At 53.2% G+C, this 14,071-nt stretch carries 13 protein-coding genes; 12 read left to right on the top strand and 1 reads right to left on the bottom strand.

Annotated features, from left to right (window positions below; all coding sequences use genetic code 11):
* Window positions 1-25 precede the first annotated feature (25 nt).
* The 5 genes from AB1656_24380 to AB1656_24400 all read left to right on the top strand — a co-directional run bounded on the left by AB1656_24380 (window position 26) and on the right by AB1656_24400 (window position 4,838).
* Complete coding sequence (locus AB1656_24380) at window positions 26-1,369, top strand: KamA family radical SAM protein (protein ID MEW6238536.1); 1,344 nt, start codon at window positions 26-28, stop codon at window positions 1,367-1,369.
* Between the two features lie 160 nt (window positions 1,370-1,529).
* Window positions 1,530-2,039, top strand: a complete 510-nt coding sequence (locus AB1656_24385; GenBank protein ID MEW6238537.1) for a hypothetical protein — start codon at window positions 1,530-1,532, stop codon at window positions 2,037-2,039.
* The gene (locus tag AB1656_24390) at window positions 2,005-3,015 is read left to right on the top strand and encodes a D-alanine--D-alanine ligase (protein ID MEW6238538.1); all 1,011 of its coding nucleotides are present in this window, start codon (window positions 2,005-2,007) and stop codon (window positions 3,013-3,015) included. Before AB1656_24385 ends, AB1656_24390 begins: the two co-directional genes overlap by 35 nt.
* A 275-nt stretch (window positions 3,016-3,290) precedes the next feature.
* Window positions 3,291-4,301 carry a D-alanine--D-alanine ligase gene (locus AB1656_24395; protein MEW6238539.1) on the top strand — a complete coding sequence of 337 codons (1,011 nt, stop codon included), beginning with the start codon at window positions 3,291-3,293 and terminating at the stop codon, window positions 4,299-4,301.
* A 9-nt stretch (window positions 4,302-4,310) separates the two neighbouring features.
* Window positions 4,311-4,838 (top strand): GNAT family N-acetyltransferase, encoded by a 528-nt coding sequence (locus AB1656_24400; GenBank protein MEW6238540.1) that lies wholly within the window; start codon window positions 4,311-4,313, stop codon window positions 4,836-4,838.
* Between the two features lie 75 nt (window positions 4,839-4,913).
* Here the strand turns inward: AB1656_24400 and AB1656_24405 are convergent, their stop codons facing one another.
* Window positions 4,914-6,830 (bottom strand): hypothetical protein, encoded by a 1,917-nt coding sequence (locus tag AB1656_24405; protein MEW6238541.1) that lies wholly within the window; start codon window positions 6,828-6,830, stop codon window positions 4,914-4,916.
* 286 nt (window positions 6,831-7,116) lie between these two features.
* On the opposite strand from AB1656_24405, the gene AB1656_24410 reads away from it, so the two are divergent.
* From AB1656_24410 to AB1656_24440, 7 genes are all read left to right on the top strand, one after another.
* The gene (locus tag AB1656_24410) at window positions 7,117-8,637 is read left to right on the top strand and encodes a response regulator (GenBank protein MEW6238542.1); all 1,521 of its coding nucleotides are present in this window, start codon (window positions 7,117-7,119) and stop codon (window positions 8,635-8,637) included.
* Entirely contained in the window at window positions 8,637-9,002 is a 366-nt protein-coding gene (locus AB1656_24415; GenBank protein MEW6238543.1) for a response regulator, read from the top strand. The genes AB1656_24410 and AB1656_24415 overlap by 1 nt, the downstream gene beginning before the upstream one ends.
* A gap of 28 nt (window positions 9,003-9,030) precedes the next feature.
* A complete protein-coding gene (locus AB1656_24420) occupies window positions 9,031-9,342 on the top strand; it encodes a nucleotidyltransferase domain-containing protein (GenBank protein ID MEW6238544.1) in 312 nt (103 codons plus the stop codon).
* Window positions 9,343-9,500: 158 nt separating this feature from the next.
* A complete protein-coding gene (locus AB1656_24425; protein ID MEW6238545.1) occupies window positions 9,501-10,580 on the top strand; it encodes a HEAT repeat domain-containing protein in 1,080 nt (359 codons plus the stop codon).
* Complete coding sequence (locus AB1656_24430) at window positions 10,577-12,013, top strand: glycosyltransferase (protein ID MEW6238546.1); 1,437 nt, start codon at window positions 10,577-10,579, stop codon at window positions 12,011-12,013. The genes AB1656_24425 and AB1656_24430 overlap by 4 nt, the downstream gene beginning before the upstream one ends.
* On the top strand, window positions 12,010-13,341 hold the full coding sequence (locus AB1656_24435) for a YaiO family outer membrane beta-barrel protein (GenBank protein ID MEW6238547.1): 1,332 nt from the start codon (window positions 12,010-12,012) through the stop codon (window positions 13,339-13,341). The genes AB1656_24430 and AB1656_24435 overlap by 4 nt, the downstream gene beginning before the upstream one ends.
* Window positions 13,342-13,662: 321 nt before the next feature.
* On the top strand, window positions 13,663-14,071 hold a 409-nt coding region (locus AB1656_24440), incomplete at its 3' end, for a cellulase family glycosylhydrolase (protein MEW6238548.1).

Here is a 14,071-nt window from a genome sequence, read left to right on the forward strand (position 1 = left end):
TTCAAAGGAGGAACAGATAAGACTGATGAGCCATCTCACAATTCTGACCGAGCAGGAAGACAAACCTCCCAGCGAGGATCCTTACCCTAATGATCGGATTCGTCCAGCGACGAATGAAAATCTTCCCAGCCGTTTGGCCGCTTCTCGCGCCCTATTTATCTCCCCAACCAACGGAACTGCCAAGGAAATCCTCAAAAAACCCTCTCTTCCTTCCCAGAGAAAAAGAGAAAGCCGGAAATTCCGCCTCTCTCCCCAAACGCGCGCTTTCCGCTTGAGGCAATTCCCCAACGCCAGCGACGACGAATGGAACGATTGGCATTGGCAGTTGCGCAGCCGCATCCGCGACATCGTAACGCTATCGCGCATTATCGAACTGACCGATGACGAGCGTAACGCCATTGAAAGACATCGAGGATCGCTGCCGGTGGGCATAACGCCTTATTACGCCAGCCTGTTGGACCCCTGCGACAGCGCCCAACCGATCCGGCGTACGGTCGTTCCCGTTTCGAACGAATATCTTCATGCTCCGGGCGAAGCGGACGATCCTTTAAACGAGGATGATGATACGCCGGTTCCCGGATTGGTCCACCGCTATCCGGATCGCGTTCTCTTCCTGGTTAGCGGCTTCTGCTCCACCTATTGCCGCTACTGCACCCGGTCCCGCATGGTGGGCAGCCAAGGCGAATACCGCTTCGACCGGAATCAGTGGGAAAAGGCTCTTCAGTACATCGAATCGACTCCCGCCGTACGCGACGTTTTGTTGTCGGGCGGCGATCCACTGACGTTGACCGACGATTCGCTGGAATGGCTGTTGCAGCGGCTGCGCCGTATTCCGCACGTCGAAATGATCCGCATCGGGGCCAAAGTCCCCGCCGTGCTTCCCCAACGCATCACGCCCGCCTTGACGCGTATGTTGAAGCGCTATCATCCATTGTGGATGAGTCTTCATTTCGCCCATCCGGACGAATTGACGCCCGAAACCGCCCAGGCTTGCGAACGCCTGGCCGATGCGGGCATCCCCTTGGGCAGCCAGACGGTTCTTATGGCGGGCGTAAACGACAATGTGGAAACGATGATGCGCTTGATGCAAGGCTTGTTGAAAATCCGCGTCAAGCCCTATTACCTCTATCAATGCGATCCCATTACCGGTTCCGCCCATTTTCGGACGCCGGTGCAAAAGGGATTGGAAATCATTCAGGGATTGAGGGGACATACGACGGGCTACGCCGTGCCTCATTACGTCATCGACGCTCCCGGCGGCGGCGGCAAAATCCCCTTGCTGCCCGAAACCATCGTGGGTCGCGATGGAAACGACTTATTGTTGAAAAATTACGAAGGAAAAATTTTCCGCTATCCGGACCCGGTATGAATCGATGCCAATTATAATTGCTCCTAATTAATTCCTTCTCCCTTTGGGAGAAGGCTAGGATGAGGGGAAATCCTCGCCTCACCTCTTCTAATTTTGTAAAGAGAAATTTAAATAGCGGCAAATTGGCGATTGACGCCGGGAAAACGAAACGAGGCTTTGTATGAGTCTATGCGCTCAATGCGCTCGAGTTCAACGTACTTGTTGTCAATATACGGATGTTTTGGTTACGGATGGAGATATCCTTCGCATAAGAGAGTATACGGACCAGCCGGATTTCTACGAAAACAGAATTCCAGTCGATCCATCTTATCTCGATCAAAACGACGATCCCAACTGGAATGCTTACACTGTTCTTCCAGACAAATCGCGCCGGGTGCTGAAACAACAAGAAAATCGCGATTGTATCTTTTTAACCGAACAAGGATGCGTTCTTCCTCTCGAAGCGCGTCCTTTGGTGTGCCGGTTGTATCCAATTTACTTCACGGAATCGGGACTCGACGGCCTCGCCGAGGGGTGTCCTCCCCAACTTCAGACGCCGGGCAAGCCGTTGCTTGACGCCGTAGGCGTCGATATTGTCAGCGCCGAGCGTTGGCGCCATCTGTTATATCATGAATTACGGACAGGGAGCGTTCTCTATGAAAATCGGCATTACTTACGACCTGCGGGATGACTACCTCGCGGAAGGTTATAGCGAAGAAGAGACGGCGGAATTCGACCGTCCCGAAACGATCGATGCGTTGGAGCGAACCCTTTGCGACTTGGGATTCGCGACGGACCGCATCGGCAATATACGCCGCCTCGCGGAACGGCTGGCGCGGGGAGACCGTTGGAATCTCGTCTTCAATATCGCGGAAGGAATGCGCGGCGTCGGACGGGAGGCGCAGGTTCCTTGTTTGCTGGAAGCCTACGACATTCCCTACACTTTTTCCGATCCTCTCGTCCTTTCGCTCACTCTTCACAAGGGAATGTGCAAGCAGGTCGTCCGAAGCCTTGGCATCCCCACTCCCGATTTCTGCGTCGTGGAGACGGAAGCGGATCTGGCTCGTGTGAATCTTCCCTACCCTCTGTTCGCAAAACCCATCGGCGAGGGTACAGGCAAAGGCATTGACCCGACATCCAAAATACGCTCCCCTCAAGAATTGCTCGCGGCGGGCCGACGCCTTCTCGCTCAATTCAACCAACCCGTCCTCGTAGAAACCTTTCTGCCGGGACGGGAATTTACCGTCGGCATTCTGGGCGCGGGAGAAGAAGCCCGCGCCGTCGGCGCTATGGAAATCCACCTGAAAGCCGAGGCGGAAAACGACGTCTATTCCTATAAAAATAAAGAATACTGCGAAGAACTCGTGGACTACAGTTGGGCGGACGACGAAATGGCGAAGCAATGCCAAGAGATCGCTCTGCAAGCCTGGAGAGGTCTGGGTTGCCTCGACGGAGGGCGCGTCGATCTTCGCGCCGACGCCAACGGCGTCCCCAATTTTATGGAAGTCAATCCCCTGGCCGGGCTGCATCCCGAACATTCCGATCTTCCAATCCTCTGCGCGAAAGCGGGAATAACCTACCAGAAGCTGATCGGGACGATCGTCCAGTCCGCCTGGAAACGAGCCCTTGCCGCCCGCCCCGCTCATCGCATTGAAATCGCATCGTGAATAGAAAGCGGAAAATGCGTTTAGTTTCTTTTACTAATCACTCGCGGGCGCCAAGGGTAAAATGCTGTTTATTTTACCCTTAAAAAAAACTTGTGCATTTGAACAAAAAATGCATCCAAAAAAAAGACTGGGCTATTTCCAAATGCCCCTTTAAAGGGGCTAACGATACTAGCCCGCCGTTTCAACGGCGGGACGGCTGTAATCGCCGAGAGCCTTTCCGCGGTAGGGAGGCTTGTCGCAAATCGCTGTTTTTAGGATGAATCCTGTCGCGAACGATGATAAAAAAAATCGCTGTCGTGCATAGCCAAGTTTCCGATAATCCCAGCTTGGACGATTTGGATACGATAGAACAAGCCCGGATTGTTTCGCAAACATTGCGGGAAATGGGATACGAAGTTTCCATTCTGCCTTTCGTCAATCGTTTCGAAATTCTTTCGGAACAACTGCAAGCCATAGCGCCGGACCTCATTTTCAATCTCGTCGAATCCATCGACGGCCAAAGCCGCTCGATTCACGCCGCTCCCGCCATGTTCGAAGCCTTGAAACGTCCCTATACGGGATCGGGCGCAGAAGCCATCCGCGACACGACGAATAAACTAAAGGCGAAGCAACGTCTGCAATCTCGCGGCGTCCATACTCCCGCTTGGATTCCTTTGAAAGGCTTCCGGACGAATATCGCGCGCCCCAGACATACCTATATCATCAAATCCGTCTGGGAACACGCTTCCATCGGTCTGGATGAAGATTCCATCCTCGCGCCGGAAACGCCCGAACAACTGTTGCGGGAAATGGAGCGCCGGGCGCCGAGCCTGGGAGGCGATTGCTTCGCCGAAGAATTCATCGAAGGACGGGAATTCAACCTCTCTCTTCTCGCTGCGAAGGACGGAGCGCAAGTATTGCCCCCGGCGGAAATCTCGTTCGACGATTATCCCGAAGGCAAGCGGCGCGTAGTCGGTTACCGCGCCAAGTGGGAGGCGGATTCGTTCGAATACCACCATACGCCCCGGCGCTTCGATTTTCCCGCCTCGGATCAAGCCTTGCTAAATAAACTTAGTTCCATCGCCATGCAATGTTGGAAGATTTTTAGCTTGCGCGGCTACGCCCGCGTCGATTTCCGCGTCGATCCCTCCGGAAAACCTTGGGTGTTGGAAATCAACGCCAATCCTTGTCTTTCGCCCGACGGCGGTTTTGCGGCGGCCATCGAACGCGGCGGATTGTCTTTTCGACATGCCATTCAAAGCATCATCGACGGCGCCGTTTACGATATTAATCTTACATATATATAGGGAAAAGAAATGAACGAATCCAAACAAAACAACAATACCACCCGTCAAACGATCCTGGCCGCCCTTTCCTACCGGGAAACCGTAAATCCAGACGATGCGGATAACGTCGGAAACATCGTGAAATCGACGGGCTTCTTTGCCGAGGACGAAATCCTCATCGCCGTCGAACTTGTCCAGGAAAGGTTGGAGAAGGGATTGCCGAGCGGCTACCATTTTCTCTTCGCCGATCTCAATGGCCGCACAGTGGGCTATACCTGTTTCGGCCCCATCCCCGCCACATCTTGCAGCTACGATCTGTATTGGATCGCTGTGCATGACGAATTCCGGGGCATGGGAATCGGTAAAGAACTTTTAAAGCGGACGGAACCGCTGATCGCCAAATTGGGCGGCCGCCGGATATATATAGAGACATCATCCCGCGATTTATACGAGCCGACTCGCGCGTTTTATTTGAAATGCGGCTATATCCAAGAGGCGTTCCTGACCGACTTCTATCACCCCGGCGATTCTAAGGTCATCTACGTCAAAACCGTATAACATCGCATAGTGGAGGGAGAATTGCGGATTGCGCTTAGCATGGACTCCACCCTACGCCAATGTCTCTCGGCGGAGTCAACGCCGCTCGACAAGTTTTTTCAATCCTAAATAATCGTGAATAGCGAATCCTGCGAAGGAAGGATAGGCTCGCAGTTCGGGCAAAGATTCCTCCATCGCTCTCCATAGCGAATCGCATCCCAGCCGATAGAAACTCAATTGATCGCCCGATACGATGACGGCGCTGTCTATAGGCCAATATTGGAACGTGGCGGATTGCATTCCATCTTCCAAAATACGCCGTTTAAACGCTTCGAACTGGTTCGGCGGCAATAAATAAATCTTCGTTTTCCCTTCGCGGGACGCCGCGATCAAGAAACGATCCGCCGGCGAGAGAGAAGGCAAACCCGGCCGGCAACGGCTGCGAAAAGAATACACCGTCTCGTCCGGCAATTTTGCGGTTTCCAAACCTATGACGATGGATTTCCCCCATTTCGCCGCATAGCCGAGCATACCGGCGGCAAGGTGGGTGACGCTGGATAATTTCGTCCGGTAATTCATTGCTACAACCCCATCCGCGATGTCGATAACATGCTGCGCCGCCGTCTTGCGTTCGCCGCGAAAATCGACGAACAACGGCTCCCCCGTCCATTCGTCCACGGCGTCATACCAAGAAGGGATATCCACGCCGACATACAAACGATTTCCCTGCGCGCGTTCCGCGCCTTCCGCCAAGGACTCCAAAAAATTTCGTAAAAACTCTTCCTGCCGCGCGCTGTTGAATCCGGGGAGCGCATGCGGTTCGACATCGAAGTGAACGCCGTAAAACCGCATCCCCGCTTTCGCCATCCGATTGAATCGTATCGCATTATCCACCCGCCGAAGCCAGAGGCTGCGCTGCTCGGGAAGAATAAAATGCGGATCGCCGTCGAGAGCGTGAACGCGAATCCCTCTCTCGGAAATTCTTCCAATCCATTCCGCGAGTTTTTGCAGATCGGAATTCCACCCCGCCGCCGTCGCCCAATCGATCAAACAGGGGGGGATTTGCAAATAAACATGTTGAATATCGCGCTGCGCCAAAAAATCGGCGAATTCGTCCCGCCGCGCTTCGTCCGCCAGCAAATCGCGAGTATTCCACGCCCAGATGGCCTTTTCGATAGTCCGCGCTTCGCCTGAAGACTTCGATAATGGGGGCAAGGAGGGCAAATTCCGGCGATCCGCGCCGAAAGCCAGCGATTTCAATTCGATTCGTCCCGCCCCCGCACCGGCGGCTTCCAAAACAACGACGGCCAATTGATCGCGCCGAATCCGCGCTGGGAATTTTTCTATGGGAACCACGGCTTGTTGCCAATAGGATTCGATGCGTCCGGAAGGTAAAAATTGGCCGGCCTCTCCTATAGGAAGCGAATCTTCCTTCTTGAGGAACTCGGCGTCGGCGATCCTAAGCAGAATCTTTTCGCCTCCATTTCCGCCCCTAATCCAAAAGGACATAAAAGCCAACGGTTTGGCGTCGAAAAAAATTCGCTGCGCCTCCGCCGCTTTGGAATCGAAAAGATGAATCCATAAACCGCAATACGAGTTCTCTTTTTTGTCATACGCCATCGACAAGGCGCGGCGGCCATCGGAAGTCGACTCTAGAGAAGCGGTTGCGGAAGAAGGATGGCGCTGAAACGCATTGAAGACGCCGCCCAACCGATTCGCCGATACATCATCGAAGAGAGATACAACGAAATGCGATTCCGTACTCGATGGAACACGGCGAGCGTTCGCCGGGATCGCACCCTTTACCACCGGTTTACTCAGCCGATACGCATTCAAAATATCTCCGCCTTCGCCGCGAGCGACTCCTACTTGGCCGAATTGAGCTTCGGAAAGATTGGCCAAGCCCCAATCCCGCAAATCGATTTCCACGGAAAGAATAGCCGTTTCGGATGCGATGGAAGCGGGCGATGGCGCGCCGAAAAGCGCAATGGCGGTTAACCAAGAGATAATCAAAGGGTATGATTCCTTTCCATTGCGAAACTGTCTTTGCATAATGGGTTATAAAATATCTCCAATAAATCGACTATTCTTCCTACTTTAAGAGGCCGCCCGTTTTCAAGAAATAAACCACTCATTATAATAGGTATTGATTTAACCGTCATGGAGAAAGATACCTTACGGACAGCGCATACGCAAATTCTCACGATTGACGATTGGTTCTTTCACCCCTATAAGCGAATTCGTCCCACACTATTCCAAGTTAAATTTCGATTCGAGAGGTCCCGCGAGGTTGGCGGCTATGGATGACGAGCTAAAGGCGTATTACCAGCATTCGTTGATTTCCCGCATCGACGCCTTGGACGCGGCGCTTCAATCGCTTTTAAAAAACGATAGAAGCATGGAAGAATCCATCCGCAGGATCGCGCATTCTCTTCGCGGCTCCGGCGGAGTCTACGGCTTCCCCGAAGTCACCCAAGCGGCTCGAAACGCCGAGGAGGCTCAGACGGAAAAACTCGCCGATTCGGTAAAGGTTCTTTTAGATGTTCTACGCAAAATATCCAACGGGAAGAAAACGAACCAATGCAATATTCTTATTATTGAAGATGATCCCGATTCCAGCCGCTTGTTGGAGATCGTTTTATCCGGCGAAAATCGCCAAATCTTCATGGCCGAGTCGGCGGCGCAAGCGGAAACCATCATCGAGCAAAACGAAATCTCCTTCATCGCGCTCGATTTGGTTCTGCCGGACATCGACGGACGCAATTTGCTCGTAACCTTGCGGGAACGGCCCAAAACGGCGGCGACTCCTCTCTACGTCATCTCCGGATTGCCGGGCGATCATATCAAGACGGAATGCCTTGCTCTCGGCGCCAATGCTTTTTTTAAAAAACCATTCGATCCCAAAAGCATCGCCGCTTCCATCGCCGCCGAAATTCAGCGCGGCGTTTTCGAACGCCAACCGCTTCGCGATCCCCTCACCGGCCTTCTCAACCGGGCCGCCTTGCGCGGAGAATACGCCCAAGCCATTAAAAAAGAAGAGCCGTGCTCCATCGCCATTCTCGATTTGAAACCACTTCCCCCGCTGTCCGAGAATTTAACGGAGGAAGAATGCGACCGCTTCCTGTCAAGCGCGGCTTCCGTTATCGACCGCCAGTTGCGCAAAACCGACGTCATGACCCGCTGGGGAGAAAAAGAACTCGCCGTTCTCTTTCCCAATACCACGCCCAACGCCGCCGCCGAATTGCTGACCGGCGCGCGCCAATCGCTGCAACAAGAAACCTTCCAATGTCTCGGCGGCAAGCAAATCCGAGTTACTTTTTCCGCCGGGATCGTAAGCGCATCCAAAACGCTCGCGGTGGACGAGGCCGTCGCCAATGCGGATCGTCTCTTGTTTCTCGCCAAGACGGAAGGCCAAAATCTGATCCTTTCGGAAGATACCATAACGCCCATCGCCAAGAATACAATACTGCTGGCGGAAGACGACGATCTTGTGGCGTCGATCGTAAAACACCGCTTGGGTCGCGAAGGCTTCGACATCGTCCACTGCGCAGACGGGGAAGCCGCTTTGGCGGAAGCGTCCGGAACGCCGTTTTCGCTCGTGATTCTGGATGTGAAAATGCCCGTCATGGACGGTTTCGAAGTCCTAACTAATCTACGGAAAATCGCCCATTACGAAAAAACGCCCGTCGTTATGCTGACATCGATGGGCAGCGAAAAAGACATCGCTCGCGGCTTCGGCCTTGGCGCAAACGACTATATCCTAAAGCCGTTCTCGGCGATCGAACTTATCGCGCGCGTGCGCCGCCTCCTAAAGGGATAATGAAAATACTCGTTATCGACGACGATACGGATATGTTGTTGATTCTCTCCGTATCCCTCAAAAAAATACTCGCCTGCGACGTCATCCAATCCGAGGGGGGATTGGAAGCCCTCGAATTGGCGAAAAGCGAATTGCCCGGCGCGATTATCATGGATTACGTGATGGAAGGAATGAACGGCCCCGCTCTGCTCGAATTGATGCGGAAAGAAGAAAAACTAAAGGATACTCCCGTCATTTTTTTAACGGCGATGGCCGATTCCATCAATGCGGAACGCCTCCAGGCGATGGGAGCGAAAGGCGTCATCGGCAAGCCCTTCAATCCATTGGAACTGCCAAAGATGGTTCAACGGATTCTTGAGGAATAAAATAACCGATTCGATAGGGAGGCTTGCGATGATTCAAAATAAGAAAGCGCTGTCGGTCGCCAACACGATCGCCGAATCGTTGAAGCCGTCCAAGATTATCTTGTTTGGCTCGCAAACAAACGAATCTCCAAAACCAGAAAGCGACATCGATCTATTGATAGTGTATGATGGAGACGAATCCAAAAAAGAAACGCTGCGCCGTATTCACAACCTTTTTCCCCATCCCGATTTTTCTTTGGACGTTTTTTTATTACGCTCTGATGAATTTCAAAAACAGATTGGACTTCATGGAACAGTGGGGCGGGAAGCGCATCGATCGGGAGTGACGATCTATGGATGACAGACGAATAGAAGTCCAGCGTTGGACCTCGCCAACCAAGCGATGGATCTCGCCAAGCAAGCGATGGATTTCGCATCCAAAAAAATATCGTCTTAGGCGAATATGAAAAATAGGCGCGTTAGCGGACGCCGTCCTAATTCTCCAGGGAGACGACATCCTTGTTCGATCGATTCCTATTCTCCTATTATGCTTTGGCGCAGCGCGATCGCCTGCTTCTTATCGTTTCCATCACTATTATCATCCTCTTATTATTTTCTTTCCTCTTCGCGTTGGCCGCCGTCGTTCTCCGGCTCCGCAACGAAAAGAAAGCCGCTTATTGGAAATATCTGGAAAATAAATGGGAAGAGAATATCCTGGACGCTCTCGCGGGAGATAAAACTCCTCAGGATGTATGGAACCTCGTCCACAAGAAAGACTGCATCTATTTCGTCGATTTTCTCATGCGCTACGCCCGCCGCCTCGCGGGCGCAGAACGCGATCTTCTCTGCCGCTTCGCCGAACCCTATTTATGCCGGATCGAAAAAATCGCCCGCAAAAAAAATCCCGAACAGCGCGCCTGGGCGATCAGAATTTTAAGCCTATTGGGGATGCAAACGCATTATCCCGCCATCATCGCCGCTTTGGACGATTCCTCTCCTCTTGTCGCCATGTCGGCGGCGCGCGCGCTGATGGCGGAAAAGCGGCCCGAATGGGTGGGGGCCGTACTGCAACGCCTGCACCGCTTCGACAATTGGAGCGCCAGTTTTCTTGCCTCTATGCTTTCGGCGGTAGGCTCGGAAATCGCCCCCGGCTTGCGGGAAATATACTCCAACCCCAGCGTTCCGGCGCGGACGCGAGCCGTCTCCGCGGAAGCCTTAAAGAGGTTGAACGATTGGAAGGCAGCGGATGCGATCCCGCCGATTCTCGAACGAGAAAAAGACCGCGATCTGCTCGCCTCCTCCTTGCGCTTGCTCGGTCGGGTGGGACGGGGAGAGCATTTGCCCATCTTGCGCTCTTTATGCGGCGCATCCGACGACGCCGTTCGCGCCAACGCCATTCGTTCGTTAGGATTTCTTGGCGGAAAAGACGATGCGCCGATTTTTCGCGCCGCGCTCGACGATCCTTATCCCTGGGTCGCCATCCACGCCGCATGGGGATTGAAAGATATCGGACAAACCGGCCTCTTGCGGGAAATCGCCGCCTCCGCCCATCCTAGAGCCGAAATCGCGCGGCAAGTGCTTCTCGAGGCCAGATTATGATCTTGAGACTCCTATCGCAGCTCATTTTCTTTATCAATCTTCTCGTCCTGTTTTATTTCATCCTTTTAAATTCGGTTTACTTGATTACCAGCCTTCTTTCCTACCGTTCCCTGCGGAAATACGCCCGGCGTCTGAAATCCTTCTATACGGAAGAAATCGTCTCCGCCGCCGGAGCGCCCCCGATCACTCTGCTGGCGCCTGCCTATAACGAAGAAGCCACCTGCGTCGAATCGGTCAAATCCTTATTGACGCTGAAATATCCCAATTACGAAATCCTCCTCATCAACGACGGTTCGAAGGACGCCACCCTTGCCCGTTTGACGGAAGCCTTCCAACTGGTTCCCGCCGCCCGCGCACCGACGGCGGAATTGCCCACGGCGCCGGTTCGAGGCGTCTATCATAGCCGCCGTCATCCGAACCTATGGATCATCGACAAGCAGAACGGCGGCAAGGCGGATACGCTAAACGCAGGCATCAATTTCTGCCGCACGCCGATCTTTTGCGCTATGGACGCCGATAGCCTTTTGGAACAAGACGCCCTCGCCCGCATCGTCCGGCCTTTTCTTGAAGACGAGAAAACCGTAGCGGCGGGCGGCGTCATCCGCATCGCTAACGGCTGCAATGTACGCGCCGGGATGCTATCCCAAGTCCGCTTGCCCCAAAATTGGCTGGCGAAGTTCCAGGTGCTGGAATATCTCCGCGCATTTCTCGCAGGGCGCATGGGATGGGAATCCCTGAATGCCACCTTCATCATCTCTGGCGCCTTCGGCCTCTTCCGCCGCTCCATCGTCGTCGAGGCGGGCGGATACGCCACCGCGCGCACCGCCTTCGAAACCGTCGGCGAAGACATCGAACTCGTCGTCCGCCTTCACCGCTATTGCCGGGAGCGCAAAATCCCCTATCGCATCGCCTACGTTCCTGACCCCGTCGCCTGGACGGAATGTCCGGAATCATTGAAAATTCTGGGACGACAGCGCAACCGCTGGCAGCGCGGATTGATGGAAGTCATGTTTCACCACCGCCGGATGCTGTTCAATCCCCGCTATGGACGAATCGGCCTTCTCGCTTTTCCCTATTATTTCTTCTTGGAAGGTTTGGGGCCGGTCATTGAATTTATGGGGTATATTTCCTTTTTGATTACGCTGATTATCGGCGCTGCATCGCCCTATTATATCGCTGGCTTTATATCCGTCGCCTTCGTTTTTGGCGTCGCGCTCTCCTTCGCCGCCGTCGGACTAGAGGAATTGTCTTTCCGCCGCTATCCGAATTTCCAAGACCTGCTTCAATTGTTTTTTCTTTCCATCGTCGAAATTCTGGGATACCGTCAAATCAATTCCTATTGGCGCATGAAAGGCTTCTTTTCCTTTCTTTCCCGCAAAAAAGGATGGGGTAAAATGGAGCGCAAAGGCTTTGGATCGGAGAAGAATAAATGACGCCGCTATTTCTTTTATGGTTTCTATCCGCCGTTCCGTCATCCAACTTGCTCCAACAGGCGGCCTCGGCGCTGGAACGCAACGATTACTCTGCCGCCATCGAATCCTATCGATCCTATTTGGCGTACGATCCGCAATCCTATGAAGCCCGCTACGGATTGGCCCGCGCGCTCTCTTTTTCCGGCCAATGGGAACAAGCCATTTCTGTCTATACGGATATTCTCGCCGATCATCCCGGCGATCCCGATGTTTTCCTGGGAAGAGGCCGCGCTTACGCCTGGAACAAGAATTACGAACAAGCCCAGCAGGATTTGTTCTTCGTAACCGCCCATTTTCCCCACTACGGCGACGCCTGGTCGGCTCTTGGGGACGTTTACTTATGGTCGAACCAAGCGCCAGCGGCGGCGGACGCTTACGGGAAATGGATCGAACTCGCTCCCAACGATCCCGCTCCTTATCTCGCGCGCGCCAAGGCTAACCTCAACGCGCAACGCTTCGAAGCAGTGAACGCCGATCTGCAAACGGCGAGAGAAAAAGGCGCTAAGGAAAGCGATATCGAACCACTGCTTCCTCCAAAATCCGAACCGATTCCTCCATCGAAACTGGAATCCATACTCCCATCCGAGCCATCGCCCCAAAAATTTCTCTGGGAAGCCTCGCTCTTTTATTCCTACAATGCTCTCTCCTCCGGTTTGCCCGGCTGGCATCGCTACGGCGCTTCCGTCAAACGAAAATTTTCTAACGGCGTTTTGGGAATCGAAGGATTCCAAGCCCAACGTTTTTCCGAAATCGACGAAGGCGCCGCCATCGACGGCTACCTCGATCTATGGCGGGAAGCTTACGGCAACCTTCGCCTGCAAATCGTTCCCGGCGCCGATTTCATGCCCCAAACCGACGCGCTGCTGGAGTTGTATCAAGACGTCGGCGGCGGTTGGGAAATTTCCGGCAATTATCGACTTATGGATTATTCCAACGACGATATCAATATCTACGGCTTTTCCATTGGAAAATATCTGGACGATTGGTACATTCGAGGCCGCTTAAATTTTACGCCGAAAAGAGACAATGTTTTTGTCTCCGGCGCTCTATCACTACGCCGATATTTCGGCGAAGACAATTTCCTCGAACTCGGCGGCGGATTGGGCGAGGAAATCGTTACTCTCGGCGCCGGTCCTCTCATCGAAGGCCGCAAAACGAAATCGATCTCTCTCAAAGGTCAAAAGTATTTCCTGCCCCATTGGGGCGTTGCTCTCATTTATGAATTCTACGAAATCGACCGCGCATGGAATTACCACAGCGTCTCAGTAGAAATATTGACTCGCTGGTAAATCAGGTTATGTCTTCTCGGTTGGGTGGCAAGGGCAAAAGTTATTTTTGCCCTTGATTAAAACGGCAGGCCGGCTCATCAGGAGATTCGCCCTCCCATAATTTACCTTCGAACAAGAAGGGAGGGCGAGACTCCTGCCGAGCCGAGAATCCTTAATCCTTTTTCTTTATGCCATCGCCGAATTCCTCGGCAAGGCGGCTCATAACGAGCAAAGCGATAAAAAAAATGAACCTAACAATCCAAAACAGCGACTAGGAGAGAGGTGGGCTACGCTTCGCTTTGAGCCCACCCTACATAACTATATAACTATGCGAGGTGAACCATGAAACGCCGTCAATTTTTAACCGCCGCTTCCGCGCTGATGGCTGGCGCCGCCATTCCAATCCCAGCGCGAGCCGAAACCAGCGAACAAATAACTGCCAGCCATATTCCCCCTCTCAAAGGCTTCAACCTTCTTGAAAAATTCACCCTGCGCGGCAATAAGCCTTACATTGAACGCGATTTCGAGTGGATGGCCCAATGGGGCTTCAACTTCGTCCGTTTGCCTATGGATTACAGATGTTGGACCGACAGCGCCGATCCTAAGAAATTGGACGAGAAAGTACTCAAGGAAATCGACCAGGTTGTCGAATGGGGAAAACAATACAAAATCCATATCAACCTCAATCTCCATCGCGCCCCCGGCTATTGCGTCAATCCGCCGGAAGAGCCGCTCGATCTTTGGACATCCG

It is taken from the genome of Candidatus Omnitrophota bacterium (genome assembly GCA_040755155.1).
Taxonomy (GTDB): domain Bacteria; phylum Hinthialibacterota; class Hinthialibacteria; order Hinthialibacterales; family Hinthialibacteraceae; genus JBFMBP01.

Bases quoted from the DNA above. Each gene is read 5' to 3' on its own strand.
- AB1656_24380 (MEW6238536.1), top strand. From the start codon at position 26: ATGAGCCATCTCACAATTCTGACCGAGCAGGAAGACAAACCTCCCAGC.
- AB1656_24385 (MEW6238537.1), top strand. From the start codon at position 1,530: ATGAGTCTATGCGCTCAATGCGCTCGAGTTCAACGTACTTGTTGTCAA.
- AB1656_24390 (MEW6238538.1), top strand. From the start codon at position 2,005: ATGAAAATCGGCATTACTTACGACCTGCGGGATGACTACCTCGCGGAA.
- AB1656_24395 (MEW6238539.1), top strand. From the start codon at position 3,291: ATGATAAAAAAAATCGCTGTCGTGCATAGCCAAGTTTCCGATAATCCC.
- AB1656_24400 (MEW6238540.1), top strand. From the start codon at position 4,311: ATGAACGAATCCAAACAAAACAACAATACCACCCGTCAAACGATCCTG.
- AB1656_24410 (MEW6238542.1), top strand. From the start codon at position 7,117: ATGGATGACGAGCTAAAGGCGTATTACCAGCATTCGTTGATTTCCCGC.
- AB1656_24415 (MEW6238543.1), top strand. From the start codon at position 8,637: ATGAAAATACTCGTTATCGACGACGATACGGATATGTTGTTGATTCTC.
- AB1656_24420 (MEW6238544.1), top strand. From the start codon at position 9,031: ATGATTCAAAATAAGAAAGCGCTGTCGGTCGCCAACACGATCGCCGAA.
- AB1656_24430 (MEW6238546.1), top strand. From the start codon at position 10,577: ATGATCTTGAGACTCCTATCGCAGCTCATTTTCTTTATCAATCTTCTC.
- AB1656_24435 (MEW6238547.1), top strand. From the start codon at position 12,010: ATGACGCCGCTATTTCTTTTATGGTTTCTATCCGCCGTTCCGTCATCC.